23 protein-coding genes are annotated in these 26,230 nt (G+C 63.3%); 10 read left to right on the plus strand and 13 right to left on the minus strand.

Going from position 1 to position 26,230, the window contains the following annotated elements; translation table 11 throughout:
- Positions 1-18: 18 nt before the first annotated feature.
- Together VKS22_16385 and VKS22_16390 are read right to left on the minus strand one after the other, a co-directional pair.
- Entirely contained in the window at positions 19-795 is a 777-nt protein-coding gene (locus VKS22_16385) for an N-acyl homoserine lactonase family protein (protein HLW72189.1), read from the minus strand.
- Positions 796-974: 179 nt separating this feature from the next.
- Positions 975-2,309 carry an O-antigen polymerase gene (locus tag VKS22_16390; protein HLW72190.1) on the minus strand — a complete coding sequence of 445 codons (1,335 nt, stop codon included), beginning with the start codon at positions 2,307-2,309 and terminating at the stop codon, positions 975-977.
- Positions 2,310-2,553: 244 nt separating this feature from the next.
- On the opposite strand from VKS22_16390, the gene VKS22_16395 reads away from it, so the two are divergent.
- Entirely contained in the window at positions 2,554-3,240 is a 687-nt protein-coding gene (locus tag VKS22_16395; GenBank protein HLW72191.1) for a class I SAM-dependent methyltransferase, read from the plus strand.
- 36 nt (positions 3,241-3,276) lie between these two features.
- Positions 3,277-5,442: a hypothetical protein gene (locus tag VKS22_16400; protein ID HLW72192.1), complete on the plus strand. Its 2,166-nt coding sequence runs from the start codon at positions 3,277-3,279 to the stop codon at positions 5,440-5,442.
- Between the two features lie 12 nt (positions 5,443-5,454).
- On the opposite strand, the gene VKS22_16405 is transcribed toward VKS22_16400, so the two are convergent.
- Both VKS22_16405 and VKS22_16410 read right to left on the minus strand, forming a co-directional pair.
- Positions 5,455-6,441: a hypothetical protein gene (locus tag VKS22_16405; protein HLW72193.1), complete on the minus strand. Its 987-nt coding sequence runs from the start codon at positions 6,439-6,441 to the stop codon at positions 5,455-5,457.
- Positions 6,407-8,254 carry a nucleoside-diphosphate sugar epimerase/dehydratase gene (locus VKS22_16410; GenBank protein HLW72194.1) on the minus strand — a complete coding sequence of 616 codons (1,848 nt, stop codon included), beginning with the start codon at positions 8,252-8,254 and terminating at the stop codon, positions 6,407-6,409. Before VKS22_16410 ends, VKS22_16405 begins: the two co-directional genes overlap by 35 nt.
- Before the next feature lie 642 nt (positions 8,255-8,896).
- Between VKS22_16410 and VKS22_16415 the strand changes: the two genes are divergently transcribed.
- Positions 8,897-10,273, plus strand: coding sequence for an oligosaccharide flippase family protein (locus tag VKS22_16415; protein ID HLW72195.1), 1,377 nt, complete (start codon positions 8,897-8,899; stop codon positions 10,271-10,273).
- A 32-nt stretch (positions 10,274-10,305) separates the two neighbouring features.
- Entirely contained in the window at positions 10,306-11,259 is a 954-nt protein-coding gene (locus VKS22_16420; protein ID HLW72196.1) for a sulfotransferase, read from the plus strand.
- A gap of 6 nt (positions 11,260-11,265) precedes the next feature.
- On the opposite strand, the gene VKS22_16425 is transcribed toward VKS22_16420, so the two are convergent.
- The 3 genes from VKS22_16425 to VKS22_16435 form a co-directional block, all read right to left on the minus strand.
- Positions 11,266-12,144: a hypothetical protein gene (locus tag VKS22_16425; protein HLW72197.1), complete on the minus strand. Its 879-nt coding sequence runs from the start codon at positions 12,142-12,144 to the stop codon at positions 11,266-11,268.
- Positions 12,145-12,238: 94 nt separating this feature from the next.
- Positions 12,239-12,544 (minus strand): hypothetical protein, encoded by a 306-nt coding sequence (locus tag VKS22_16430; protein ID HLW72198.1) that lies wholly within the window; start codon positions 12,542-12,544, stop codon positions 12,239-12,241.
- A 131-nt stretch (positions 12,545-12,675) separates the two neighbouring features.
- A complete protein-coding gene (locus tag VKS22_16435) occupies positions 12,676-12,825 on the minus strand; it encodes a hypothetical protein (protein HLW72199.1) in 150 nt (49 codons plus the stop codon).
- Between the two features lie 90 nt (positions 12,826-12,915).
- Here VKS22_16435 and VKS22_16440 point away from each other — a divergent pair, with 90 nt between their 5' ends.
- Complete coding sequence (locus VKS22_16440) at positions 12,916-13,860, plus strand: aldo/keto reductase (GenBank protein ID HLW72200.1); 945 nt, start codon at positions 12,916-12,918, stop codon at positions 13,858-13,860.
- Between the two features lie 14 nt (positions 13,861-13,874).
- On the opposite strand, the gene VKS22_16445 is transcribed toward VKS22_16440, so the two are convergent.
- Genes VKS22_16445 through thiL form a run of 5 tightly spaced genes read right to left on the minus strand, consistent with a single transcriptional unit; the run spans position 13,875 to position 19,490 of the window.
- Positions 13,875-15,233 (minus strand): AarF/ABC1/UbiB kinase family protein, encoded by a 1,359-nt coding sequence (locus VKS22_16445; GenBank protein ID HLW72201.1) that lies wholly within the window; start codon positions 15,231-15,233, stop codon positions 13,875-13,877.
- Positions 15,175-16,017, minus strand: coding sequence for a nickel pincer cofactor biosynthesis protein LarB (larB, locus tag VKS22_16450; GenBank protein HLW72202.1), 843 nt, complete (start codon positions 16,015-16,017; stop codon positions 15,175-15,177). Before larB ends, VKS22_16445 begins: the two co-directional genes overlap by 59 nt.
- Positions 16,014-17,306, minus strand: coding sequence for a hemolysin family protein (locus tag VKS22_16455; GenBank protein ID HLW72203.1), 1,293 nt, complete (start codon positions 17,304-17,306; stop codon positions 16,014-16,016). Before VKS22_16455 ends, larB begins: the two co-directional genes overlap by 4 nt.
- Positions 17,303-18,523 carry a hemolysin family protein gene (locus tag VKS22_16460; GenBank protein ID HLW72204.1) on the minus strand — a complete coding sequence of 407 codons (1,221 nt, stop codon included), beginning with the start codon at positions 18,521-18,523 and terminating at the stop codon, positions 17,303-17,305. The genes VKS22_16455 and VKS22_16460 overlap by 4 nt, the downstream gene beginning before the upstream one ends.
- Complete coding sequence (gene thiL / locus VKS22_16465; protein HLW72205.1) at positions 18,507-19,490, minus strand: thiamine-phosphate kinase; 984 nt, start codon at positions 19,488-19,490, stop codon at positions 18,507-18,509. Before thiL ends, VKS22_16460 begins: the two co-directional genes overlap by 17 nt.
- Before the next feature lie 330 nt (positions 19,491-19,820).
- Between thiL and VKS22_16470 the strand changes: the two genes are divergently transcribed.
- From VKS22_16470 to VKS22_16490, 5 genes are read left to right on the plus strand one after another with little or no spacing between them, the layout of a single operon-like run.
- Positions 19,821-21,152, plus strand: coding sequence for a Rieske 2Fe-2S domain-containing protein (locus VKS22_16470; GenBank protein ID HLW72206.1), 1,332 nt, complete (start codon positions 19,821-19,823; stop codon positions 21,150-21,152).
- Positions 21,153-21,159: 7 nt separating this feature from the next.
- Positions 21,160-21,651: an aromatic-ring-hydroxylating dioxygenase subunit beta gene (locus VKS22_16475; GenBank protein ID HLW72207.1), complete on the plus strand. Its 492-nt coding sequence runs from the start codon at positions 21,160-21,162 to the stop codon at positions 21,649-21,651.
- A gap of 9 nt (positions 21,652-21,660) precedes the next feature.
- Entirely contained in the window at positions 21,661-22,515 is an 855-nt protein-coding gene (locus VKS22_16480) for an enoyl-CoA hydratase/isomerase family protein (protein HLW72208.1), read from the plus strand.
- 22 nt (positions 22,516-22,537) lie between these two features.
- The gene (locus tag VKS22_16485; GenBank protein HLW72209.1) at positions 22,538-24,250 is read left to right on the plus strand and encodes a methylmalonyl-CoA mutase family protein; all 1,713 of its coding nucleotides are present in this window, start codon (positions 22,538-22,540) and stop codon (positions 24,248-24,250) included.
- Positions 24,247-24,687 (plus strand): cobalamin B12-binding domain-containing protein, encoded by a 441-nt coding sequence (locus VKS22_16490; protein ID HLW72210.1) that lies wholly within the window; start codon positions 24,247-24,249, stop codon positions 24,685-24,687. Before VKS22_16485 ends, VKS22_16490 begins: the two co-directional genes overlap by 4 nt.
- Before the next feature lie 107 nt (positions 24,688-24,794).
- Here the strand turns inward: VKS22_16490 and VKS22_16495 are convergent, their stop codons facing one another.
- Positions 24,795-26,177 (minus strand): CoA transferase, encoded by a 1,383-nt coding sequence (locus tag VKS22_16495; protein ID HLW72211.1) that lies wholly within the window; start codon positions 26,175-26,177, stop codon positions 24,795-24,797.
- Positions 26,178-26,230 lie beyond the last annotated feature (53 nt).

The raw sequence follows: 26,230 nt of genomic DNA on the forward strand, positions 1-26,230 counted from the left end.
GACTCAGACTAAAGCTCCTCAGTCCACTCGATGGGGATGTTCCTTCCAGTCTTCGGGATCGTGCGTGATCCACATCGTCGCGCCCTGCATGTCGCGAATCGCCTTGATCCGCTGAATCGAGCGCAGCGACTGGTTCGGATCGACGTCGATCCCCATCGTCGCTTCCATGGTCGCACCAGCGCGCAGATGGAGCGTGTCGCCGACCAGCAGGAACTTGCGGTTGGGCAGGTTCACCATCACCGAGCATTCGCCCGGCGTATGTCCAGGGGTCAGAAGGAACTGGATGGCGCCATCGCCGAAGAGATCGAAGTCGCCGCTCAACTCGAGCCAGTCATAGCCGCGCGTCGGCAGGAAATCATTCAGGATAAAGGCCCAGCGCCGATCCGGATCGGGCCAGTAGGCGTAGCGCAACTCGTTCGCGCCGACGATAAACTTGGCTTTCGGGAAATAGGTCAGGCCGCCCGAGTGATCCAGATGGGAGTGCGAAAGAATCACATACTTCACGTCCGAAGTCTTGTAGCCCACCCCCTCGATCTGCTTGTCCAGCGTGTCGGACTTGTTCCACTTAATCGGCAGCGCCTTCGCGGTCTCGCCCCAGTAGCCGACGGCGTCATCGATTATCTTCGCGTTGCAGCCGGTGTCAAACAGGACGAGGCCCTTGGCATGTTCGATTAGAAACGAGGGACACGGCAGCTGCAGCAGATCGTTGCTGCCGCCATGCATCAATAAGGAGGCCGGGGCGGTCAACTCCGCGCCGGGCAGCACAAACATTTTCTTCGCCTTGCCTTCCGCCATTGGTCGATCTCCGCGCTTGACTTTCTGATGGTTTAATCTGCAACCCCTCTGCTTGTCGCATCCCAACGCCGTTGCGGACGTTACTCTGAGGCGAGGTGAAGCTAGATCGCCCGCGCCCTCGCTGTCAAGCAACCCCCGACCCACTGAACAAAACTCGTCTACGCCCGCGCGAAAGCTTATCATCCCGCCGCCGCGATAGCTTCGCCGCCGGGGGCTTTTGCTCTGCGCCTGGGTGGAGCGGCTCGCCCGAAGCGCGCAAAGACCAGCAACAGCAAGAAGGCTCCCTGGATCGTCGTGTCGCGCATCGCGAAGCCAGCCAGCGAGACGAAGCCGATTTGGTAAAACAGCGCCAAAAATGGCACGCGACTGAATGCTCCGTTCTGCACCGACCGATAGGACCAGCCACCCATCACGCCCAGCAGCAGCACCAGAAACGCCGAGCCCGGCAGCGTGAAATCCTCGGCCCAGTAGCGATAAATCGTAAAGACGTTGGTGGTCGGCGCGTCCGGATCTTCTGACGAGACCTGCGTCTCGTCAAACCGTTGGAACTGATGCCCGCCGCCCAGCCATTGATAGGCGCTGGCAAAGCTATAGCGGCCGAGCCCCGGGGCCGGAAAACTGCTCCAGTTGTCCTCGAACCAACTGGAAAACGCCGCCAGCGATCCCACATAGGCCGTTTGCGCTTGGGCCAGCCCGAATTGAACCGGATTGAACTTGGCGTCGCGCCTGATCGGCGCTCCCGTGCGCAACGCCTGCAGACCAACGTAAACCACGACCAGAATCGCGGAGAGGACGCCGGCCCAGGTCAGCGAACGCGCGCCAAACCGCAAGCGCGTGATCTCGCCGCTCCAAACACCGGTCGCCAGATAACTTACCAGCCACATGATGCCGCAGAAGAGCACGGGCCCGCGAGTCGTCAGCGTAATCCCAATCAACAGAACCGGCGCAGCGACCAGTATCGCTATGACGCGATCGGCGCGCCGCTGGCTCAAGCTAAACAGGATACCCGAGAGATACGCGCTCAGATAAACCAGCGTACTCAGGGCAACGTATGCCGACGGCTCGCGAAAGCCGTGGCGGTAATACCGCAGATAAGAAAAAACCACGCTATTGATCGCCAATGCCACCGGATTGGCCAGGCTCGTTAGCCCCTCTCCGATCGAGCGCAGCAGAATCTCGACGCCCACCAGCCCGGCGATCACACAGAAAACATTGGTCCAGCGCAGAGCGCGGAGCGAAGGCGACCCGCGCCGCAGCGGCATCGGCCGCCGCGCGGAGCCTGATCCTATGGCTGCGCCGATTTGCACCAACCCGCACATCAGCAGGAACCACACGACACCTGGCCATATCTCATTGTCCGGCGCAAAGACCAGGCTCGCGCCGACGAAACCCGCCCACAGAATCGAGTAAAACGCGCCCGGCGCCAGCCAGCTGCCAAACTGGACCGTACCGAACCACGCCAGCAGCACCAGCAGCAACTCGACCATCAAGGCAAGAGTCCAGCTAGTGCTCATGCGAATAAAGCCCGATCAGGAAATGATCAGGTTGCCGAGCGTTCGCACTAAAGGAAGGATGGTTCGATGACACGAATGGCTGCGCTGGCGGTAATTTTGTTTTGCGCCTCGCCGGTGGTCGCGAGCGCGGGCCAATTCAATCAGATTACGGGAAGCGGGCCAAACGATGTGCCACGGAATTGGTTGGCCTGTAAGCCGACGCGTCCTTGACAGACGTTCCTGCATTCTTTAGTGCTGCGTGGCCATGATCGACGATCCCCAAACTGGGAACTGGTACGAGAACCGCGACGCCATTAAAGGCCTCGAACGCGACAACCCGATATACACGCCAGGCGCCCGCTTCCAACAAATCGCCTGGCAGCTAGCGCTGTACCGCACCCTTCAAATCGCCGCTCCCATTCCAGGGCAAGCCCGAATACTCGACGTCGGATGCGGTACCGGGGGCGCTGTTCCTACATTGTATTGGACGCGGACCAGTCCGAATCAGATAACCGGCATCGATATCAACGCCGAATTCATCGACCGGGCGAGGCGGCGATTCCCCGGATGCAACTGGATCGTCTGGGATGCAACCCAGGACTTGGTCGAGCCTGCGAGCTTCGATCTTGTAATGCAAAGTACGATGTTTCTGCAGGTGGGCGAGGCCGTGATGGAGTCTGTGGCAGCCGCGATGTCACGGGCTGTGCGTCCCGGCGGACACGTCCTATTCGTCGATTGGCGATACACCTATGACCGGCGGGTACTCCGGAGCAGCACACTTCGTCAATGGTTTAGCGACTGCAATTTGGTCGGCCGGATACCGGGGGCGCTGGTGCCGCCGATCGGGAGGGCGGTGTCGGCCCACGCCCAATGGGCCTACTTCCTGATCCAGCGCACCCTGCCGTTCCTCGTCGGACAATATGCTTGGCTGTTTGCGAAGCGCCATCCATAAGCTAAGAGCCTTGCACGCGAAGAGCCACGCGGGACGATGGTGATCTTCGTTGTTCGCACGACGATGCGATCCTTGCTTGCAAGATGCATTGGGCAACGTGAAAATCGAGTTCTCGGCCAGTCAGTAGCATTACTAATTATCTTCGGGCTTTTGGCCCCGAAGGCTCTTGTTTTCGCACAGACATGCAGCTCAGCCGGATGTTCGGGGACGACGACTCACATCGGCGGCGCCGCTAGCAATCCAAACATCTCTCGCTTTAGCGTCAATGGCATAATCAACCCGGTGGCCTACGGTGCGTTTCCCAGTTCGACCACCGCGAGGCTCACGGCGACAGCCGGTAGCAGCACGGGCGCGGTCAATGCGATCGGCGACTTCGTTGCGGGGCAGCTTGTCTTCGTGGTCAATGCCGGGGCCGTCTGCGCCCTTGCGACGCCGTTGGCTCCCAGCGTCACACCCTATGCAACCGCAGGCTACAGGGTCGACGGCACTGGCCTGGCTTCCTACTCTATCGAAGCGGTTGGCCCGAATGGATGCGTAACTCCAGCGGGCCCTACTACCACTATCACAAACGGCAATATTATTTTGAGCTCTGCAAAAGGACATCAGCTATCGTGGCGCGCGGTGACGGGTGCGAAATTTTACAAAGTATATGGCTGCTCTGGTAACGCCTGCTCGCAGAAATTCATCTCGCTCGCGCGTGGAACAAAATACAGCGATTTCGGCCAGGCCGTGGGCAACGGCTCCTCTCCGTCCACTTCCAGTCTCAACGATCATCTCTTCGCCAGCATCACGGCGATTAATGGATCGAAGGTTACGCTCTCGGCCAACGCCGGCGCGAGCGGCGCCTTCATGATGTACCACGATAGCGGCACGCCAATTGTGAATGCGCTAGCGGCGGCGCAGTCCGCAGGGTCGGGTCAGGGGGGTGGGCGCGTCGAGATCTCGCCGAACCCCAGCCCCTACTGGCTGGCGCTGCCTATCGACATCCCTAGCCAGACGGCACTCCAAAGCAGCGCCTGCTCAACCGCCCAATATGGGAACTTAGGCGGAACCTACGAATCCTCAGATCGCGCCGGGACGACGCTCGCGTGGGCGGGCGACCCTGAAATGGTCGCGCTGTGGCACTGGAACACCCTCCATGCACAGACAAAGTGTTTTACGCTTGACATGTCGAACCAACCCGGAATGACCGCGTTGCGGCTGGATACGAATGCCACGGGCGGCAGCGGTGTCGATCTCAGTGACATCGAAGATATTGGCATAACCAGTGCTCACATCGGAATTGAGATCGGGAACAATAATTGCCAAGGCGATCTGTTCCCCGATTGCGATGCGTCTCGAATACTCATTCGACGCATCAGCGTAATCGGCCGGATGGCTGCGGATACCACCGCGCGCGGGATGCTTTGGGACGCGGCGTCCGCAGGGCCGGTGAGCGAAATCGACGACTTCGGCTGCCTTCAGCAAGTTAACGGCTGCATCGATTTTGAGGACTCAGGAATGGGCGGGCCGCTGCTCAATCATCCAAGCATGGGATTTCAGAATCCGATCTTTGGCGCCAACTCATTCTTTATTAAAATGGCTAGTGGTGGTGGTTTGGAAGTGGACCGCGCTCAAGAAGAACCTCAAGTCTCGCCCGCTTATGGGTTTTGGGTCCCAGCCAATAGTTTACAAAATCAGAACGTCATATTGCTTCGACAGGGTGCCTGGAACAACACGATTTCCTTGGACAGCCCAACCACTGTCGTTTCACAGAGCAACAATGTGAGTGAGGCCACGAATATTCAACGCGCGAACATTGGCGGCGCCGTTGTAGTGAGCATAGGAGATCGATTCCCGGGCGGATGGACAGCATTTAACGGCGGCCTTATTCTCACCCAGCTTGGAGGCCGGGATTCACAAACACCGACTACGACCTACAACAGGATAGACAGCCTGAGCGTGACTGGCGGCGGTGGGCTTGCCGTAAACAATGGGGGTGTTACTGCCCTAGGCCTTCAGGCGACGGGAACTGCCGGGATCACGAATTCTGGGGTTACTTTTGCTGGCCTGCCGACCTGTAATCTCACCAGGGTCGGTCAACAGCTTGAGATGACAGACTGCAATACCAATTGTGTCACGTATGGCGCCACCAACTTCACCGGTGGTGCGAGCGGCAAAATATTTGTAATTTGCGATGGCGCCAACTGGGTCGAGCATTAACAAAGCGTTGGTCTACTCTCGAACTGAGCTTGACCGGATAGGCGGTGCGCCCTCAGGGATGAGGGCGAGGGCGTCGGTCTGGGAGGCGCGGTATTGGACTCGGATGAGGCGATAACGCTCCATTGCCGCGATGCCGAGGCAGAGTAGGACAAAAGTGAGAACACCTGTCAGAATAACGGTTATCACTACGCTTGGGCGCGTGGGTCGGTCGGGGGCGATCGGCGACTGGATTACAAAAAACGCGAAATCAGCATTAATCTGCGCGAGCTTTTCCTGTTTGATCTGGTCCGCAGCCATCAGATAGATCTGCCCGCGCAGCAGGGCGTCGGCGCTGTGGTCAGCTTCTTCCAGGAGCGAGGTCGCGGCGGCGCGAGCGGTTTCAAGTTCGCGATGCTGAACCTTTTCGCGCAAAGCAGTGATGAAAAGGTCGAGGATGCGGACTGCCGTCCGGGAGTCATTATCCTCATAAGCGAGGGTCAGATTACCCGTATTCGCGCTGTATTGAGTATCCAAACGACCAATCATGAGCTTATAAAGCTCCCATGTCGTCAGGTGCGGCTGGATTAGCCGCGCCAGATATCCGCGCGAGTTGTCAAGATGGTCCTGCAGGTCATTTTGCCGGATGACGGGCACCGCGAAGTCATAGCTCTGCAGCGTCGCGATAAATTCCTCCGCCTTCATGTCGCTCTCACCGCCGGTCGCTCCGAGCATCGAGGCAATCTGACCGACGCCACCGACCAGCGAATTGATTGCCGGGCTTTCATGCTGGCTGACCGGACGCAGCACGGCGGTGGCGCGATACCAGTGGATCGCGACAAACTTGGTGAAGAGCGCGGCAATCAGCATCATCGCAAAGGTGATCAGGATGACCGGACGCCACCAGCGCCGGGCCGACTCGAGAAAATTGAAGAGGTTCTCGTAATTCGGCGTTTCAGGTTCGAATGGTTCGAGGTCCGGCAGACCGTTACGCGCGTTTGCGGCGGAGTGAGTCGATGTCATCGGTTACTTCCCCAATCTCGGAGCGGTGTTCGCCGCAGTAGCGAAAGCTCGGAACCAGAAGCTCGAGTGCGCGCGTAACGTCGCCGTCGCGATTGGCCTCGGCAGCCGCCTCAAGAGTCTCGAGGTGTTGAGCCAGTCGTGCGCGCTCTAGGCGTCCTTTGCTGTGCACCATGGTAACGGCGCGGCTCGCCGTGGGACGGGCCTGCTCGTCGTGCCCGATTAGCTCCTCGCTCATTTTCTCGCCGGCGCGAATGCCAGTATAGATGATCTGGATGTCCTCGTCAGGAATCAGGCCGGCGAGCCGAATCATGTGGCGGGCGATGTCATCGACGCGGATCTGGTCGCCCATCTCCAGGACGTAAATGGCGCCGGATTCGATGATCGCGGCGCTATGGAGCATCAGCGCGACCGCCTCCGGGATCAACATAAAATAGCGGCGCATGTCGGGATGGGTTACGGTGAGCGGTCCGCCCTGGCTAAGCTGGGCCTGAAAACGCGGAATAACACTGCCGTTACTGCCCATCACGTTGCCGAAGCGCACGGCGCCGAATTTACAGCTTTGGCCGCGTGCGATGTCCTCGACGACCAATTCCGCGATCCGCTTGGTCACGCCCATCACGCTGCTCGGATTCACCGCCTTGTCGGTCGAGACCAGAATGAAGCGCTCGACGCCGGCGCGCGCGGCGGCGGTGGCGACCACGCGGGTGCCGCCGACGTTGTTCTTGACCGCTTCGCACGGGTTTCTTTCCATCAGCGGGACGTGCTTGTGGGCCGCGGCATGAAAGACGATCTCCGAGCGATGTTTGGCCAGCACCGAGCTGACGCGGGCCGCGTCGCAGACGTCACCGACCTCGATCACCAGCCGGTCGTCAGCGCCGCGGCCGTCGCGCAGCTCGGCTTCAATCGCATACAGGCTGTTCTCATGCTTCTCGAACATCGCGAGCGTGCGCGGCTGCAGCGCCCAAATCTGACGGCAGAGCTCGGCGCCGATCGAACCGCCCGCGCCGGTGACGAGGATGCTCTTGCCGGTGATTAATTGTCCGACCGTTTCAGGATCGAGATCGACCGGGTCGCGGCCGAGCAGATCAGCAAGATCGATTTGGCGAATGTCGGAAACCTTGACAATTCCATGCATCACATCGCGGAGACTCGGCAGGGTCTTGACCGGGAGCTTGATCGTTTCGAGGGCTTTGATTACTCCGCGCACCACCGAAGGGGGCACACGCGGCATCGCCAGCAGGATCTCATCGGGCTGGAGCCGGCTGACGACGCGCTTGACGTCGTGCCGCGTGCCGAGGACGCGGTAGCCGTGAATCCGCCGGCCGACCTTGGCGCGATCGTCGTCGATGAAGCCGACTGGTCGATAATCGTAATAAGCCGTGTGCATCATTTCGCGAACGATCATCGCACCGGCGTCGCCGGCCCCGTAAATCAGGATGCGCTTGGTCGGTCTGGAATTGGGAAATTCGTAGAGCAGCCGCCGCAGGGCGCGCGCCCCTCCCAGCAGGAATATGAGCAGCATCGGATCGAGCAGGAATATCGAGCGTGGGTACCAGGCGAACTTGAAGAGCACGTTGACCACGAACTGGAAGGCGACGTAGGCGCAGATCGCAAAGAGCCCAATCCGCGCCAGATCGCGCGGCGCCACATAACGCCAGACAATCTGGTGTATGCCGAAGGCGAAGTAGAACATCGTCTGAAGCGCGAAAATCCAGGGCAGAGGGGCCCACAGCAGCGCTCGTGAAACCGGCAGAAATGTCAGATCAAAGCGCAGCTCGAAGGCGATTAGGTAGGCAAGCCCAATCAGCGCCACGTCAATTCCGATCTGGAGCAGATGGAGGCCACTTGGAAACGCGGAGGGCGACGCTGGGAGGGGCGTCACCGGGGCGGCCAATGGCTTCCGGTTCAGAGGTGATCGCGTGTTCAAGAGATGCTCAGCCGAGGCTAGTTTGGCGCTCAAGTCGGTGGATATTCTCATACGGAAGACCATTCCGCTAGCCGGTTGAAGTTGAACGGTAACGATTAGGCTTAAATTCGAGTCATAGAGTTAAACAGCGCTGCAGAGCATCGCTTGTTTGTGCCCCGTCGATTTGACGGCTTCCGGCGGGCGCGATCGCGAGTTTCTCGCGGCGGTTAATCTGCGCCATGTAGGGGTACGCGCAGGCAAGAAAAGAGTTTCAAAGATTAAGTGGGAAGAGATCGCGCAATCCCGAGGCCGACGTCTCCTTGGGACGCCGGTCGCGCCTTGGCTGTCTTGCAGCGGACGCACGGTTTGGGCATCCTTGCGCCAAGTTCAATTGGAGGGCAGGGCGGCCGCTGGCGGGGAGCGATCGATCTGGTTCGAAGCATGCGCCAGCAGAGATTTGGGAATTCAGCGAAGTCAAGCGGCAATCTCCACGGAAGAAGCTTTAACTACGACCGCGCGCCGGTCCCGCCCGGCACCAAGGTAGCCGGCGTGCTAACGGCGCGGGCCTCGCCGATTTGGCGCCGGTTACTGGAGGCGCTGTGGGCATACGCCGAAGCGCAGCCGCGCTTACATGCGCTATGGCGGGGTTCGGCGACCGCATTGATCATCGCGGTCATTAGCGCGGGCCTGCGATGGTCATTGCAGGTGCTGATCGCAAGGTGGCTCGGCGCCAGTGCCTTCGGGGACTACAGCTACGCCCTGGTGATGGCCCAGATTCTGACGGTGGTCGCCGGATTCGGCATCGGCGCGAGTGTGGTCAAGTTTATTCCGGGTTACATGGCGCGGGGGGATTGGGGACTGATACGCGGGCTGGTCATGCGCAGCCGACAACTGACGGCGGCCTCGAGCCTGCTGTTGGCGGTGGTGACGATCGCGGCGGTGCGCATTGTCGAGCCGCAGCGCTTCGAGGTCGGTAGCCTGATGATGGGTGCCGTGCTGATACCGTTTGTGGCGCTGTCGGGTCTGGAGCAGGAACTGGGCCGCGCGCGGGAGCGCATCCTGATGACTTACGCGCTGCCGCTGATTTTGCAACCCGTGCTGGAGATGGCGGCGCTCGGCGGCCTGTGGATACTGTCGGGCCGCCTCGACCCCGTCAGGGCAATCGGCATCCGGATCGCCACTGTCGCGTTAGTCCTCGCGCCGCAGATGGCGAGTTTGCGCAGCGCTCTGCCGCGCGCGGTGCGCCGGGCCAAGCCGATTTACGATAATCGCGGCTGGATGAGCGTCGGGCTGCTGATGCTGGTGACCTACATCGGTGTCACGCTTTCGAGCCGCGCCGATCTGCTGGTCCTGGGATGGTTTCGCCCGGCGGACGACGTCGGCGTATATAGCGCGGCGGTGATGATTTCCGGGCTGGTTGGGCTACTGGTCGCGGCGGCCGGAACGCGTGCGGGTCCGATGTTTTCGAACCTGTTCGCCCGGGGACAACGGCGCGAACTCGAGCTCTGTGCGCAGGGCGCGAGCCGGTTGACGTTTTGGCTCTCGCTCCCGCTGATTGTGGCGCTGGCAGCGCTGGGTAAGCCCTTGCTGGCGGTCTTCGGCCACGACTTCGGCCGCGGGTATTCGGCCCTGCTCATTTTGCTTGTGGGGCAATTATCTAACGCTGCGATGGGACCAATCGGCGTTCTGCTGCTGATGACCGGGTTCGAGCGGACCACCGCGATGGTCGTTGCGGGCAGCGCCACGCTGGATTTGGTGGCGGCGCTGGTGCTGGTCCCCAGGCTTGGAATGGTTGGCGCCGCGGTCGCCTCGATGCTGGCGGCGACCGGCTGGAACGTCGCGATCGCAGTGAGCGCGAAGTCCGCGCTGGGGATCGATCCGGTCGCGCTGTGGCGGCGGGAAAGCAGCTCAGATGAAACCTCTTAACCTGCTGGATTGAGGTTGACTGGAAGGGGGGAATGAATCCTAAGCGAACGCGAATTGTGTTTATCGCGGGCTATGGACGCAGCGGCAGTACGCTGCTCGGCCAGATGCTCGGACGGGTGCCCGGAGCCGTCTTTGTCGGGGAGTTGCGCGACATCTGGGCGCGCGGTGTGATCGACAACGAACCCTGCGGTTGCGGACAAGAATTTCGCCGATGCGAATTCTGGAACGCTGTGATGCAACGGGCGTTCGGCGGTCTCGCGGGGCTCGACGCTGTGCAAATGCTCGCCGACCAGGGCACGATCGATAAAAATCGCAACATCCCGATGCTGGTGCTGCTCGATCGTGTGCCGGGTGATTTCGCCGCGGCCAAACGCCCGCGGGAATACGTGCGGGCAATGGCGCAACTCAATCGCGCGATTATCGAAACCGCCGGCGCCCGCCTGATCATTGATTCGTCGAAGGACCCGTCCACCCTCTGCACTTTGGCGCGTGCGCCCGAGCTGGAACTCAACGTTATCCACCTGCTGCGCGATAGTCGTGCGGTGGCGCATTCGTGGGCGCGCCGCAAGAAACAGTTCGACACTGGCGGGCAGGTGAAATTTATGCCCCAATATAGCGCCCTGCAGAGTGCGCTCGAATGGGACTGGTTCAACGGCTGGTGCAGCGCGCTGAAGTTCCTTGGACACCGACGTATGCGCTATGTGTCCCTGAGATATGAGGACTACGTGCGCGAGCCGCGTAGCCTCCTGCAGCGGACGAGTGCCGCGCTGGGCCTCGAAATACCGGACTCCGACTTCGACTTCATCGGTGCCGACGGCAGCGCCGAGCTCGGCCAAAATCACGCGATCAGCGGCAACCTGTCGCGTTTCGCAATCGGCAAAATCCGCTTGAAACCAGACGACGAGTGGCGCAGCGCGATGTCCGCGGCGCGCGCCCGATGGATCAAAGTCCTGACGCTGCCCTTGATGCTGGGATACGGTTATTAGGCGGGCTTAATCAAATATCGTCAGATGCGCAATCGCCTCGCGGATCCCGGACACGCGGCGGCCACGGCGGATAAGTCCCTCGCGTTCTAGACGGCGGGCCACCTTTTCGACCAGATCCGCTCTGAGCCCGAGTAGCCGCGCGACGGCGCGCTCATTGCCGAAACCGGCGACCGCGAAATAACGGCGCAGCAGCCGCTCGGTGGCCGCGTCTGGCGATAGCCTTCGCGCCTCGCGCAGCGCCTCGGCCCATCGATGCGCGACCGTGTCCCAGACGTAGGTGAAGGGGTCGTAACGCTCCTCGACCTTGACGGCGAGAAATTTCTCTTGCAGCTCCTTGATCGCGCGATCAAATTCGGCCCGCCGGTTTGGCTGCGCGTAACCGCTCGAGATTTTCAGCGCCTTGGTCTCGGCTGGACCATGGCGGACGAGCGTGTCCAAGATGAGTTTGGCGCAGTGCGACAATAGCCCGCGCGCGTAGAGCTTGCGGTAGCCGCCGGCCGCGATGCGCAAGCGCAGGAAGGCCGGTAACAAGTCGAGCGCGACGAAGGCCGGGCGGCCCGCGATGACCTTGCCGTAATAGACCGCGCCGCGCGCGGGCAGCTCGTCCTTGAGCCGCCAGGTCATCATGAGCGCCGGGTCATGCTGAATATGATGCGGTAGTTCGGGCTCGCGGCGGCCCTCGATCGCCTCGCGCATACTCGGTACGCCGAGGCCTGCGGTAAAGGCCGAGCAGAAACCGCTCTCCTCGATGAAAGCCAGCGCGCTGTGATCGTTGGTCACCCGCCGCGCCGGTGTCCGACGAAAATGATGATCGCGATAGCGTTCGAGCGCCGCGCCGAGGTCTTCGCGCGCGTCAACCTGTTGAGCGGGTCGTCGTCTCGGCATCGCACGGGATTCTCGCAAAACCGCTGACTCGCGCGAAGCGCCTGCACACGATGGAGTTCGGTCCCTTAGCCAAATGGGGACCGGACTCTTGGAATTAGAGCGCGACTTCTTCGTTCAAGGACACGGTATACCCCTCCCAAGCCGGGTTGGGGTTGTTAATCATCGTGTTGATGAGCTCTGAAAACGCCGCATCAGAGGCTACCTTAGCGTAGCCGGCATAGTCTTTATATACTGCGACCACGATGACGTTCCCACTTTCAGAACCTATAACCTGACGGCTCACGACGAAGGCAGCACCCAGCCCCTCGATGAGCTTTTTGACGGCCTTTAGGCCCTCGTAGAGATCAGCATATCTGCCGGGTTTCACGCGAAAATTCACGACTCCACGCACTGTTGCCATGAAATGCCCTCCTGTTGCGAGTTTGCGTAGCGGATTTAGCGCTCTTTCTAGAGTCTGGTCTGATGCGCCCGTTAAGCATGAACCCGGTGTTCTTGAATTGTCAAATGCTCGTAACACCGAGCAGAGATGACCTATTCAGATTCAACCTTCTCCTGGAATTCGGAGCCGCGTCCACCCGCCGCGCTGGCGTGCGGCGAAAAATGATGATCGCGATGGCGTTCGAGCGCCGCGCCGAGGTCTTCGCGCGCGTCAACCTGTTGAGCGGGTCGTCGTCTCGGCATCGCACGGGATTCTCGCAAAACCGCTGACTCGCGCGAAGCGCCCGCAGGCTGTAATTAAAAGGCTGGCGAATTCCTTCAGGGAGTTTCAGGATGGAACTACGCACGCTGGGAAAATCCGGGCTGCAGGTCTCGAAGGTCGGCCTGGGCTGCAACAACTTCGGCATGACGATCGATCTCGACGCGACTCGCAAAGTCGTCAATGCGGCGCTCGAGGCGGGAGTCACCCTGCTCGACACCGCGGATATTTACGGCAAGAGCGGAGGTTCCGAGACCATGCTCGGGCAGATCCTCGGCGAGCGGCGCAAGGCGATCGTGCTCGCGACCAAGTTCGGGATGCAGATGGACAAGGCCGGCGTGCTTAAGGGTGGTTCGCGCCGCTATCTGATGGCGGCGGCGGAAGACAGCTTGAAGCGCCTCAAAACCGACTGGATTGATCTCTATCAGCTTCATCAGCCCGACCCGCTGACTCCGCTCGAGGAGACTTTGCGCGCGCTCGACGATTTGATTCGGCATGGCAAGGTCCGCTACATCGGCTGCTCGAACCTCCCCGCCTGGCAAGTGGTTGAAGCGCATTGGACGGCAAAGGATCTGGGAATCAATGCCTTCGTCTCATGTCAGGACGAGTACAGCCTGCTGGTGCGTGAGCCGGACCGCGATCTGATTCCGGCGATGCAGTCCTATGGGTTGGGACTGCTGCCCTTTTTTCCGCTGGCGAGCGGACTGCTGACCGGTAAATACCAGCGCGCGGTGGAACCGGCGGCGGGGACGCGGTTCGCTTCGATGGGTGGCCTGGCGAAGCGCTATGCGAATGAAAAGAACTGGCCGATCGTCGAGCGGCTGAAAGCATTCGCAGAGTCGCGCGGGCATACGCTGCTCGAACTGGCTTTCAGTTGGCTCGTGGCGCGTCCGACCGTGGCCAGCGTGATTGCGGGCGCGACGAGCCCCGAGCAGATCGCGCAGAACGTCAAAGCGGCGGACTGGCAGCTTTCGGCGGCAGAGCTGGCGGAGGTGGATACGATCACAAGGAAGAGTTGACCGCGCCGCGCTGATCAGCGGGCGCGGGTGAAACGGGCGTTGGCGCGGGTGGCGGCGCTGATGCACTCGCGGAACAGCGTGCAGTAGTTGGTCCGCACCGCCAGGCCCTTCATGATGCCGTCGAGGCCAATCAGCGCACGCAGCAGAAAGATGCCGTGGGCGGGCGACTTGTACAGCTTGTGGGCGAAAGCCATCTCGCCGACCGCGGCCGCCTTCGCGACCGCGTCGTATTCGTTCGGATGATAAACCCGATCGATGATGACCGGTTCGAACAGCACATAAACCACTTTGATCAAGGGCGCCGGATCTTGGCTACGGTCCAGGTAGCCGAGCTTGAGCAGCGCCGCGCCGAGCGCGCGGTCGTCGCCCGCGAGCATCGCCTGCGCAAGCTGCAGGTTGGCCCGCCGGATCGGATCGGGAAAACGGCGCACCGAGCCGAAATCGAGCATCGCGAGGCGCGGGTGATAGCTGACCAGGTAGTTACCCGGCTGCGGATCGGTATGGAGCAGGCCGAATTCGAGTATCTGACGCCAGATGAGCTGGTAATACTTGCGCGCCACCCAGGTGCGTAACTTGAGATCAGCATGCTCGCCGAAGACGTCGGAGAGCCGGTAGCCATCGAGATAGGTCATCGTCAGGACCCGTTTGGTGCTGAGTTCCTTGATGACGCGCGGGATCAGCACGTCGGGCTCGTCGGCGAGGTAGCGGCGGAACTCGTTGATGTTGCGGGCCTCGTTAACATAGTCGAGTTCCTCGCGCAGGCGCGTTTCGAGTTCGGCGAAAATGGTCTTGGTGTCGATCTTCTGGCGCATCAGATCGCCGGCGACGGTTTGCAAGGTGCGCAGCAGGAGCTTGAGATTCTGGAGATCCTGTTCGACGGTCGCGTCCACGCCCGGGTACTGAATCTTGACCGCGACTTCCTCGCCGTTTTTGAGGCGGGCGCGATGGACCTGGCCGAGCGAGGCGGCGGCGAAGGCCTCGGTCTCGAAACTCGCGAAGAGTTGTTCGGGCGATTTGCCGAGCTCGCGACGGAGCTGCTGCGCGATGAGCTTGTAATCCATCGGCGGGACGTCGGACTGCGTCGCCTTTAGGATGTCGATGGCTTCGTTCGGCATCAGGTCGGCGCGCGTCGAGAGCATCTGGATGAGCTTCATGAACGCGCCACGAAGCTGTTTGGAGCTTTCAACGATGCGCCGCGCGTTCTTCAGATGAGTGTCGAGCAGTTCCTGTTCGGCGCGGCCCGAGGCGAGAAACGGCCGGCGCAGCGAAGCCCACAGGTAGCTCGTGCCGACCTGCGAGGCGAGCCCGCCGATCTTAATCGCGCGGCGCGCGCGTCCGCTGGTGAGAGTTTCGCGGTTTTTGCGTTCGGCCATTGTCTGAATTCCGCTCGAGCCCGACCCGGCTGATTCCGACCCGATTGATCAGGGTGGCGGCCAGCGCCGCGCCAAAACCATTATCGATATTGACGACGCTGACACCGCCCGCGCAGCTATTGAGCATCCCGAGCAGCGCAGCCAGTCCGCCGAAGGCGACGCCATAGCCGATACTGGTCGGAACGGCGATAACTGGTTTGTCCACCAGGCCGGCGACCACCGACGGCAGCGCGCCCTCCATGCCGGCGACGACGATCAGCACCGTCGCGGACTGTAGCAGCTCAGCTTGCGCAGTCAGACGATGAAGCCCGGCGACGCCAACGTCGTAGATGCGCACGACGCGATTGCCGAAAAGCTCGGCGCACACGGCAGCTTCCTCGGCCACCGGAATGTCGGAGGTTCCCGCGCTGAGGATCGCGATTGTGCCGTGCCCGGACGCCACCGGCGGTTCGTGAATGACTACGCCGATGCGGGCGTCGGCGCGATAATCGAGCGCCGGCAGCTTGCGCTTGACGGCGCGCGCCTTGTCGGGCGCGAGCCGCGTCACAATCAAATTGACGCCGCTGCGCGCCATGCTGCGGCCGATCGTTGCGATCTGATCAGCGGTCTTGCCGTCGCCGAAGACGACCTCCGGCACGCCGCGGCGAAGCGAGCGATGGTTATCGAGGCGCGCGAAACCAAGGTCGTCGAAGGGGAGCCGGCGCAGACGGCCGAGCGCGCTCTCGGCGGTCAACTGCCGCGCCGCCACCTGTTCGAGAATTTCGCGGATGCGCGCCTCGGTCATCGTTTCGGATGCGCTTCGGCGCGGATCGGCTGCTCCAGATGGAGCAGGAGTTCGCGCACGGCGCGCGCATCGCTGCGCACGACCGTGATCGTCGCGTTGCCGGCGTTGAGCTGCTCGCCCGCCTTTGGAATATGCCCGAGACGTTCGACCACGAGGCCGCCGATCGTAGCATACTCACCCTCTTCCGGGAGCTTGAGGTCGAAACGCTCGTTGAGATTGGCGACCTCGGCGCGCGCCTGCACCACCAAGGTGCGCGGATTGATTACGCGCGCCAATTCCTCGCGCTCGTCGTGCTCGTCTTCGATCTCACCGACGACCTCTTCCAGCAGGTCCTCCATCGTGATTATGCCCGAGGCGCCGCCGTACTCGTCGACCACGACGGCCAGGCTTTCGCGCGTGCGCTGCAGTGCGATGAGGATTTCATCGAGCGGCGTGGCTTCGGGAAAATAACTCACGGGGCGCATCAGCTCGGCGACCGAACGCGAGAGATCGGGCGCCTCGAGCAGATCGAAAGCGTGCAGCACGCCGACGATGTTGACGATGCGCCGCTGGAAAACCGGGATACGCGTGTAGCCCTCGCGGCGCACCAGCTCGATCGCGTCTGCAATAGTGGTCTCTTCCGGGAGGGCCTCGACGCGGACCAGCGGCACCATCGCCTTGCGCGCCTCGGCGCGGGTGAAGCGAAATATGCGGCTGATCATCTGCTGCTCGGCGGGCTCGATCGAGTCGAGGCTTTCGAGAGACGGCGTGGTTGAGCTGCCGGGGCGCCGCACGAGCATCGCGAGGTCTTCACGGCTGAGAAAAACGCTGTCGGCCTCGGGCGAGACGCCGACCATCCGCCGCAGCATCCGGCTAAGTGCGGTCTCGGCGGCGAGAAGCGGCGCGAAGATCACCGCGAGGACGGCGAGCGGCCGCGCCGCAAATCGCGCGAAGCGGAGCGGCGCGCGCAGCGCGAGCATCTTGGGCGCGGATTCGCCGACCAACAGCACCAGCGGCGCGAGGATGAAGGGCGCGAGGTAGGCGCTCTTGGGGTCGAGCGCGTGCAGAAAACTGGTCAGCGTCGTCGCCGCGATCACGGTTGCGAGGTTCGCCCCGCTGAGCATCAGGGCGACGATGCGATCGCGCCGTTCGAGCAGGCGGCCGAGGACCTGCGAGAGATCGTCGCCGCGCTCGCGGTCGGCGCGGACCTTCAGTTCGTCGGCGGCCACCAGGGCAATTTCGCTCGCGGCGAAGAAGGCCTGAACGATCAGGCAGGCGGCGATGATTGCGCCGAGCGTCACGCGGGTCATCGGCGCAACCTCACGAGTTCGACCGTGGCCCCGCGCACGCGCTCGACGCGGGCCTGAAAATCCCCGAGGCGAAAGCTCTCGCCGCGCCGCGGCACGCGCTGGAGCTCGCGCAGGACGAGTCCGTTGAGGGTCTGCGCGCCGGCTGCCGCCAGCGAGCCCTGATCGTTCAACGCCGTGCGCAGGCGGGCCAAATCGATCGCGCCTGCAGCCAGCCATTCACCCGGCCCGGCCGGCATCAACTCGGGGCCTTCATAATCGAATTCGTCGCGAATCTCGCCGAACAGCTCCTCGAGCAGATCTTCGAGCGTGATCAAACCGAGCAGGCTGCCGAACTCGCCGACCACCAGCGCGAGCTGGAGGCGGCCGCGGCGCATCTCGTCGAAAAGTTCGCCGAGCCGCTTCGTGGGCGGAATGAAGTAGGCCGGACGGGCGAGGCGATCAAGCCGCGGCGGCGCCGCGCCGAGACGGCGCGTAACCAGGTCTTTGACGTGCAGGATGCCGACGATATTGTCCGGCGCGCCGCGGTAGATCGGCACGCGCGAGAAGTGGCCGCGCGCGACCTCCGCGACGACGCGCTCGGTCGGGGTCGCGACGTCCAGCGCAAAAATTTTGTCGCGCGGCGTCATCACCTCGGCGACGCGGCGGTTGCCGAAATCGAAGACCCGGTGAATCAGCTCGCGCTCCTGCGGCTCGACTTCACCGACCAGCTCGCCCGCGCGCAGCAGCGCCTTGAACTCCTGCTCCGACACCGGCGCGGGTCGCGGCGGCTCCATCGCGGGAACCAGCCAGCGCACGATCGGATGAGCTATCTGCGTCGCGAGATTCAGCGGACGCGCCGAGAGCGAGGCGACCCCGCCCGGATAGCCGAGCGCAAAGGTCTTGGGCGTGATGTCGCAAAAAATCAGCACGACGGCCAGCATCGCGGGCGCAGCAATCCACGCACCGAGCGGTCCCAGCCAGGTCAACAGCAGCGCCGTGGTGAGGCATTCAGCGAAGATATTGCAGGCCTCGTTAAGGCCGATGATGACGACCAGGGCTTCGAGCGGACGCGCCATCAGGCGATCGCACGCCTCGCGCACTCTACTGCTCAACTTGTCGCGCGTATCTTCCATCCGGACCAATGCGAAAAGCGCGGTCTCGGAGGCGGCGAGCGTCGCGCTCAATAGTAGCAGCGCCGCGACCACGATCGGCAGCACGAAGCTAAGCACCGGCGTCACGCAATTGATCCCATCCTGCCAGGCGGCGCGTGAGGTCCGGCAATGAGCGCCCGCTCTTGAGCAGCTTCGCGCTGCGCCCCTTGACGATCCGGCCGATACGACTTACCGGCACGCCGAGCTTGCGGGAGAGCGTCGCGGGTGAAAAAGCCGTCGCGGTGCAGAAAAGCAGCTCGTAGTCCTCACCGCCGCTCAGCGCAAGCTGCGGGTCGTCCCCGAGCAAGGTTCTATACGCGGGCGAAAGTGGGATAGCGTCGATATCGATCTCGGCGCCGACGCGGCTACGTTCGATAATGTGGCCGAGGTCCTGCCAAAGACCGTCACTGATATCGATCGCGGCGGGCACCGGTTTGAGCGCCGCCAATCTGCGGCCGGCGGCGAGGCGTGGCGTTGGTGCGAGAAACCGCGCGAGCAGAAATTTGCGCGCAGCGCCGCGCGCATCCTGACGCCCCTCCAGGATCGCGAGGCCGAGCGCGGCGTCGCCGATCGTCCCGGTCACGTACACGCTGTCGCCGACCCGCGCCGCGTCGCGGCGCATCACGCCTGTCCCGGCGTCACCCACGATCGCGATCGTAATCGCGAGCTGAGCGGCGCGCGTGACGTTGCCGCCGACCACCCCAACGCCGGCCGTGGCGGCCACTTTGCCCAAGCCCGCATATAGATGATCGAAGAACGACGCGGGCAGCTGCGGGCGAATCGCCAGGTTGATCACGCAGACCGTTGGAACCCCGCCCATCGCGGCGATGTCGCTCAGATTGACCGTCAGAGCGCGCGCCCCCAGCGCCTCCGGCGTCGTCCAGTCGAGCTTGAAGTGCACCCCCTCGACCATCGAATCGATGGTCAGGAGCTGTTGGCCGCGGGCCCGCGCGATAATCGCGCAATCGTCGCCCGGGCCAAGGATAGTGCGCTGGCCGCGCGGGATTTTCGCACAGAGCCGGCTGATCAGGTCAAATTCTCGCAAGAACGCCACTAGTGAAGCCGCAGGCGAAGCGAGCAAGCGAGTCTGCGAGCTGCGTCAAGAATCAGAGTCGCCGTTGCGGCCTTTTGGATCAGAACCGTTGAGAACAGGAACGCGAGAAGCCGCGCCGCGCTGTTCGCAAAAGACTATTCATGCTTCAAGGCTAGAGCATCGTCACTAGCGCGGCAAGCTGCCGATAATCCCGGCGGCGCGACCGGTAGCAATGCGCGCTGCGAAAGCGCACTGAAAGTGGTTGGAAAACCCGCGACTACTGGGCTAGCTTATGACCCATCAAGCAGCCCGTTCAGGATTTGCTCGCCGCCCACCGCAGGAGGTGCCGAGATGAACCATCGCCGAATCGACTACGGCGCTTTGATCAAGCGCGACAAGGTCCATAGCAGCCTCTACACCGATTCCGAAATCTTCGCCGACGAGCTCGACAAGATTTTCCATCGCGGATGGGTTTATGTCGGTCACGCGGGCGAGGTGCCCAACCCCGGCGATTTCCGCCTGAGCCGCATCGGCCGCCAGCCCGTGATCATGGCGCGCGGGCAGGACGGCGAGCTGCGCCTGATGCTCAATCGATGCCGTCATCGCGCATCGACCGTATGCCAGGTCGAGCACGGCAACGCCGCCACCTTCCGCTGCGCCTACCACGGCTGGACCTATCGCAATAATGGTGAACTGGCGGGGGTGCCCTATCAGGACGCTTACGGCGACTCATTTCGCAAGGAGGATTTCGGCCTGACGCGCGTGCCGCGGATGGAGACTTATCGCGGCTTTATCTTCGGCAGCATGGCGCCAGCCGGCATCACGCTCGACGATCATCTGGGTGCGGCGGCCAAAGAGCAGATCGATCTGTTCACCGATCTCTCGCCGGTGGGCGAGCTCGAGGTGCGCGCCGGCACGAACAAGTTCGATTACAGCGGCAACTGGAAGTTTCAGATCGAGAACGCGATGGACGGTTACCATCCGAATTTTAGCCACGAGACCTTCCTCGACATGATCCAGGGTCAGACCGGCGTGCGGCTCGATGTCTTCAACGGCAATTCGGCGGGCGAGGCGCGCGACCTCGGCAATGGCCACGTGATGCTCGATTATCGGCGCTACAACCGCGAGTATGGCGAACGGATGCGCGCCGTTCTGCCGACCACTCCGGCCGATAACGACTATCGCGCGCGCGTCGAGGCCCGCCTCGGCGTCGAGCGCGCCGCCGAAGTCCTCAACGCCGGCGGCACCCACACTTTCGTCTTTCCCAATCTGATCCTGATTGGCGTGCAGATTCGCGTGGCGCATCCGGTCGCCGTCGATTACACCGAGGTCACGCTCCACCCGACGCTCCTCAAGGGCGTCGCGCCGGAACTCAACGCCGCGCGTCTGCGCGGTCACGAGGCCTTCTTCGGCGCCGCCGGCATGGGTCAGCCCGACGATGTCGAGATGTTCGCGCGGATGCGCGACGGGATGCAGGCGACGCTCGACCCTTGGATCTACCTGGGCCGCGGGATGGATCGCGAGCGCCGCGACCCGGCCGACGGCACCCTCGTGGGGCAGATGACCGACGAAATCACGCTGCGCGGCATCTTCGCGCACTACAAGAAAGTGATGTCGCAGAGTGGGCCGGCGGCGGTACGAGCGCGTCGCGCCCCGGCAGGGGTCGCGGCTCGCGCGAGGTAGAGCGCGCGTGGCGATCGAACCTGGCGCCGCCGTTGACCTTCGCGCAGTCGAGAGCTTCCTCTATCGCGAAGCGCGCCTGATGGACGAAAACGCCTATGCGGAGTGGTTCGCGCTGTGGGATCAAGACGCCCTCTACTGGGTTCCCGCCGGCGCCGACGACATCGATCCGACGCGGCAGGTCTCGACCGTCTATGACAATCGCCAGCGTCTCGAGGCCCGCATCCACCGTTTGCAAAGCGGCAACGCCCATGCCCAGTCGCCGCCCTCACGACTGCGGCGCGTCGTCTCCAATATCGAAATCGAGGAGGGCGCCAACGGCGAAATAACCACCCACTCGAACTTCGTGCTAGGCGAGGTCCGGCGGGGCAGGCAGGACGTCTTCATCGGGCGCTCGACCCACAAGCTGCGGCGCGACGGCGGCGATTTCAAAATGTTCTACAAAAAAGTGCTGCTCGTGAACAACGATGAGTACATCGATAACCTGACCTTTCTCGTGTAGAAGTTCGCAATGGCAATCGAGCTGAGTCCGATCAATCCTGCTTCCGACCTCGTCGCCGCCGCAGTCCACGAGCCGCTGGGCCCTCTCGCATACCTGCGTTTCGTTGAGAACGGCGGGGTCGCGACACTCACGATCAACCGGCCCGCGGTGCATAACGCCGTCAGCCTGGCGACCATGGCGGAAATCGAACGCGTCCTCGATTGGCTCGAGGCCGACGCTTCGGTCGCTGTGCTGATCCTTACCGGCGCAGGCGATCGCAGCTTCGTTTCCGGCGGCGACCTCAAGGATTTCGAGCGCATCACCACCTACGAGGCCGCGGTCGCGATGTCGCGCCGGATGCAGCTCATCACGGCGCGGCTGCGCGCGCTGCCGGTCGCGGTGCTCGGCGCGATCAACGGCGATTGCCTCGGCGGCGGATGTGAAGTCGCGCTCGCCTGCGACATCCGGATCGTCAGCGACCGCGCCCATTTCGGCTTCAAGCAGGTCAATCTCGGAATCACGCCCGCATGGGGCGGACGCCGCCGATTCGTCCGGCTCGTCGGCCGCGCCCGGGCGCTGACGCTGCTCCTCACCGGCGAGTTGATCGACGCCGCCGAGGCCGGCCGCATCGGGCTCGCCGATCAGGTTGTAGCGAGCGCTCAGGTGCTCGCAACGGCTGAGCAGCTCGCGCGCACGATCGCGTCCAATCCACGGATGGCGGTGCGGGCGATCAAGCGGATGGTCAACGAAGACGCCGCCGCCGATGACGAGCAGGCGCGCGCTTTCGAGGCCGATCTCTTTGCACAAACCTGGATTTCCGAGGACCATCAGGAGGCGCTCGACGCGCGCAAGGAGCGCCGCGAGCCCCGCTTCAAAGGCCGCTAATTCAGACAACAGGTAAGTTTCGATGGCAAAAGATCTCGACCCCACCGCCGCTTCAACTGCGGGTGCGACCGCCTCCGCGGGCGCCGGCAAGAATGGCGCGAACGGCGCCGCTGCACCTTCACCTAGCAACGGCAAAGCGCGCGCGATTCCACCTGCCGAGACCGGCTCCGGCATCGATCTCGACGTTCTCTACACGCCCGAGAGTATCCGCGGCCTCGACTCGCGCGCGGATATCGGAGAGCCCGGGAAATACCCCTTCACTCGCGGCGTGCAGCCGACGATGTATCGCGGGCGGCTCTGGACGATGCGCCAGTACAGCGGCTTCGGCACGCCGCGCGAATCGAATCAGCGCTACAAGTGGCTGCTCGAACAGGGCCAGACCGGCATCTCCGTCGCGCTCGATCTACCGACCCAGCTCGGCATGGATTCCGACGATCCCGAGGCGATCGACGACGTCGGCCGCGTCGGCGTCGCGATCGACACGCTCGCCGACATGGAGACGCTCTTCGAGGGTATTCCGCTCGATCGCGTCAGCACCTCGTTTACGATCAACTCGACCGCGGCGATCCTGCTCGCGATGTATCTCGTTGTCGCCGAGCGTCAGGGCGTGCCGGCCGCGAAGATCGCGGGCACCGTGCAGAACGACATCCTCAAGGAGTACGCCGCCCGCGGCACCTGGATTTTTCCGCCCGAGCCATCGTTGCGGCTGATCGTCGACACCATCGAGCATTGCATGACGCACGCGCCGCGCTTCAATCCAATCAGTGTGGCCGGCGCACACTTCCGCGACGCCGGCGCAACGGCGGTGCAGGAGCTGGCCTTCACCCTCGCCGACGGCCTGACCTACGTCCAGCGCTGCGTCGATCGCGGCCTCAAGGTGGATGACTTCGCCCAGCTCATCAGTTTCTATTTCTACACGCACAACGACCTCTTCGAGGAGGTCGCCAAATACCGCGCGGGCCGCCGCCTGTGGGCGCGCTTTCTCAAGGAGCGCTTCGGCGCGACCGATCCGCGCGCGATGATGTTCCGCTTCGGCGTGGTCTGCGGCGGCAGCACGCTGACCGCGCAGCAGCCGCAGAACAATATCGTGCGCGTGGCTTATCAGGCGCTAGCCTCGGTGCTCGGCGGCGTCCAGTCGGTCTTCACCGCCGCCTGGGATGAGGCCTTCGCCATCCCCACGGAGCAAACCGCCGAGCTGGCGCTGCGCACGCAGCAGGTGCTCGCCTACGAGACCGGCGTCCCCAGCGTCGTCGATCCGCTGGGCGGCTCCTATTATGTCGAGGCGCTAACGGAGAAGGTCGAGCAGGAGGCCCGCGCGATCATCGAGCGGATTGAGCGGATGGGCGGGATGGTCGCGAGCATCCAGAGTGGGCTGATTCAGAAAGAAATCGCCGTCGAAGCCTATCGCCATCAGCAGCGGATCGAGAACGGCGAGCGGGTGGTCGTCGGCGTCAACAAGTTCACGCGCGAGGAGCCCGAACGCGCGCAAATGGAGCTTTACCAGTCCGACCCGGCGCTCGGCGCGAACCAACGGGAGTCGCTCGCCCGCATCAAGTCTTCGCGTAACGCGGCGGCTGTGGCGACCAAGCTCGCGAAGTTGCGCGACGCCGCGCGCGGCTCGGAAAATCTGATGAACCCGATTCTCGACGCGGTCAAAGCCTACGCCAGCCTCGGCGAGATCGTCGGCGTCCTGCGCGCGGAATTCGGCACCTTTCAGGAGCCGGTGGGACTGTGAGCGCGCAAGCCTCTGGCGCCTCCGCGACCGAGCGCGCGATCCGCATCCTGATCGCGAAACCCGGGCTCGACGGCCACGATCGCGGGGCCAAGGTCATCGCCTATGCGCTGCGCGATGCGGGTATGGAGGTCATCTATACCGGCTTGCGCCGCAGCGCCAACGAGATCATCGCCGCCGCCCTGCAGGAAGACGTCGATGCGATCGGGCTTAGCATTTTGTCCGGCGCGCATATCTCGCTGACTGAAAAGATCGTCGCCGGACTGCGCGAGGCCGGCCGCGCCGACGAGGTCGCGGTCTTCGTCGGCGGCACCATCCCGCCGAACGACGTTGCGCCGCTGGAAAAAGCCGGCGCCGCCGGCGTCTTCCCCACCGGCACGCCGCTCAGCGCGATCGCCCCGGCGATCCGCACCGCGGTCGCCGCCCGCCGCACCAGCTAAGGAACCGTGCACAAACCTGATTTGTCATCCTGAGCCGGCGAGCAGCGCGAGCCGTGTCGAAGGACCTACGCGAAGCGCTCTATCACATCGATTTGTGCGGCGTCCCTCTAGGGACGACTAACCCACCGCGCCGGAGCCGCGCCGAGCGGACTTGCCGGCAGCGCCCAGCGCATCGGCGAGCCTGCGATCGCCACCGGCGGTTTGAGCCGACGCGCCGGACCCCACGCCGTCGCCTCCTGAGCCTCGTCGAGGTCGTCGATGGTCTCGGGCGCGAGTGCGACCGATGTTCGATCCTCCCGCGATTGATCGATCAGTAAAGCCCCAATGCGCGCCAGCGAGGTCCGCACGACGGAGCCAAGACCCGTCGCCAGCCGCTGCGTGAGACCGCGCACCGCCGCAGCCGCCATGAAATAGCCGGTCGCATGATCGAGCGCCTGCACCGGCAGCGGCGTCGGACGCGCGCTCCCGTTTTTCCGCATCCCTTCGGCCGCGATCCCGCTGCTCATCTGCACCAGGCTGTCGAACCCGCGCCGCGCCGCCCACGGCCCGCTCCAGCCATAGGCGTCCAGCGACACTTCGACCAGTCCGGGACTGAGTTCCTGCATCCGCGCTGAGTCGAAGCCGCGGCGTGCGAGTGCCCCGGGCCGATGGCCATGCACGAGCACGTCGGCGCTGCGCAGCAGACTGGTGAAGGTTTCGCGATCGCGATCGTTGCCGAGATCCAGCCGCGCGCAACGCTTGCCCAGCGTCACCTCGGGCACGATCGCCGGCTCCTCCCACACCGGCGGATCGATCCGCAGCACCTCGGCGCCGAAGCCGGCGAGAAAGCGCGTCGCGATCGGACCGGCCAGCACGCGCGTCAGATCGAGCACGCGGACCCCCGCCAGCGGACGCTCCGCCGCGATCGCCCAATCACAAGTCCGTCCCGCGCTCCCGGCCTCGACGTGGAACAGCGGCTCGCGCGCCACCGCGCTACCCTGCGGATGAACGCACCACTCGTCGAGCGAGCGCATCGCCGCCGCGCAGCCGCCGCGATCAACGATCACTTGCTCGAGGAGATTGGCCTGCCATCCACGCACCACCTTTGCGACCGCTTCCTTGCTCGCGGCCACGCCCAGCACGCCGAGCGCCGCGGAGCGATGATTTGGCACGTTGGTGTGCAGCTTGATCCAGCCATCGGCGGTTGGATAGTCCCCGGCGGTCACATCCCAGATGGGCGGCAGGCTCCAGCCTTGCGGGCGAATCGAGATCCAGAACCACATCGATGCGCAACGCCGATCGACTGCGATTGCGGGTACCGCGCCGTGGCGCGCCGCGATCAGCTCGCCTACAGACAACGCGGCGACGCCGACCGACGCGGCCGCGAGATCGCTGACCGCAAATGCCGACGGCAGGTCGCCAACACCGTCGCATCGGACGTTCGCGCTCAGCGCCGCCGCGCCGCCGAGCGCCTCCCACACCTGATCGAGTATTTCGGCGGCTCTGGTCATCGGCGCGCTCCTCCGCTAAACAACACGAAACTGTCCCGCGAGACGCTGCCCGC

This window comes from Candidatus Binataceae bacterium, from assembly GCA_035308025.1.
Lineage (GTDB): Bacteria > Desulfobacterota > Binatia > Binatales > Binataceae > JAJPHI01.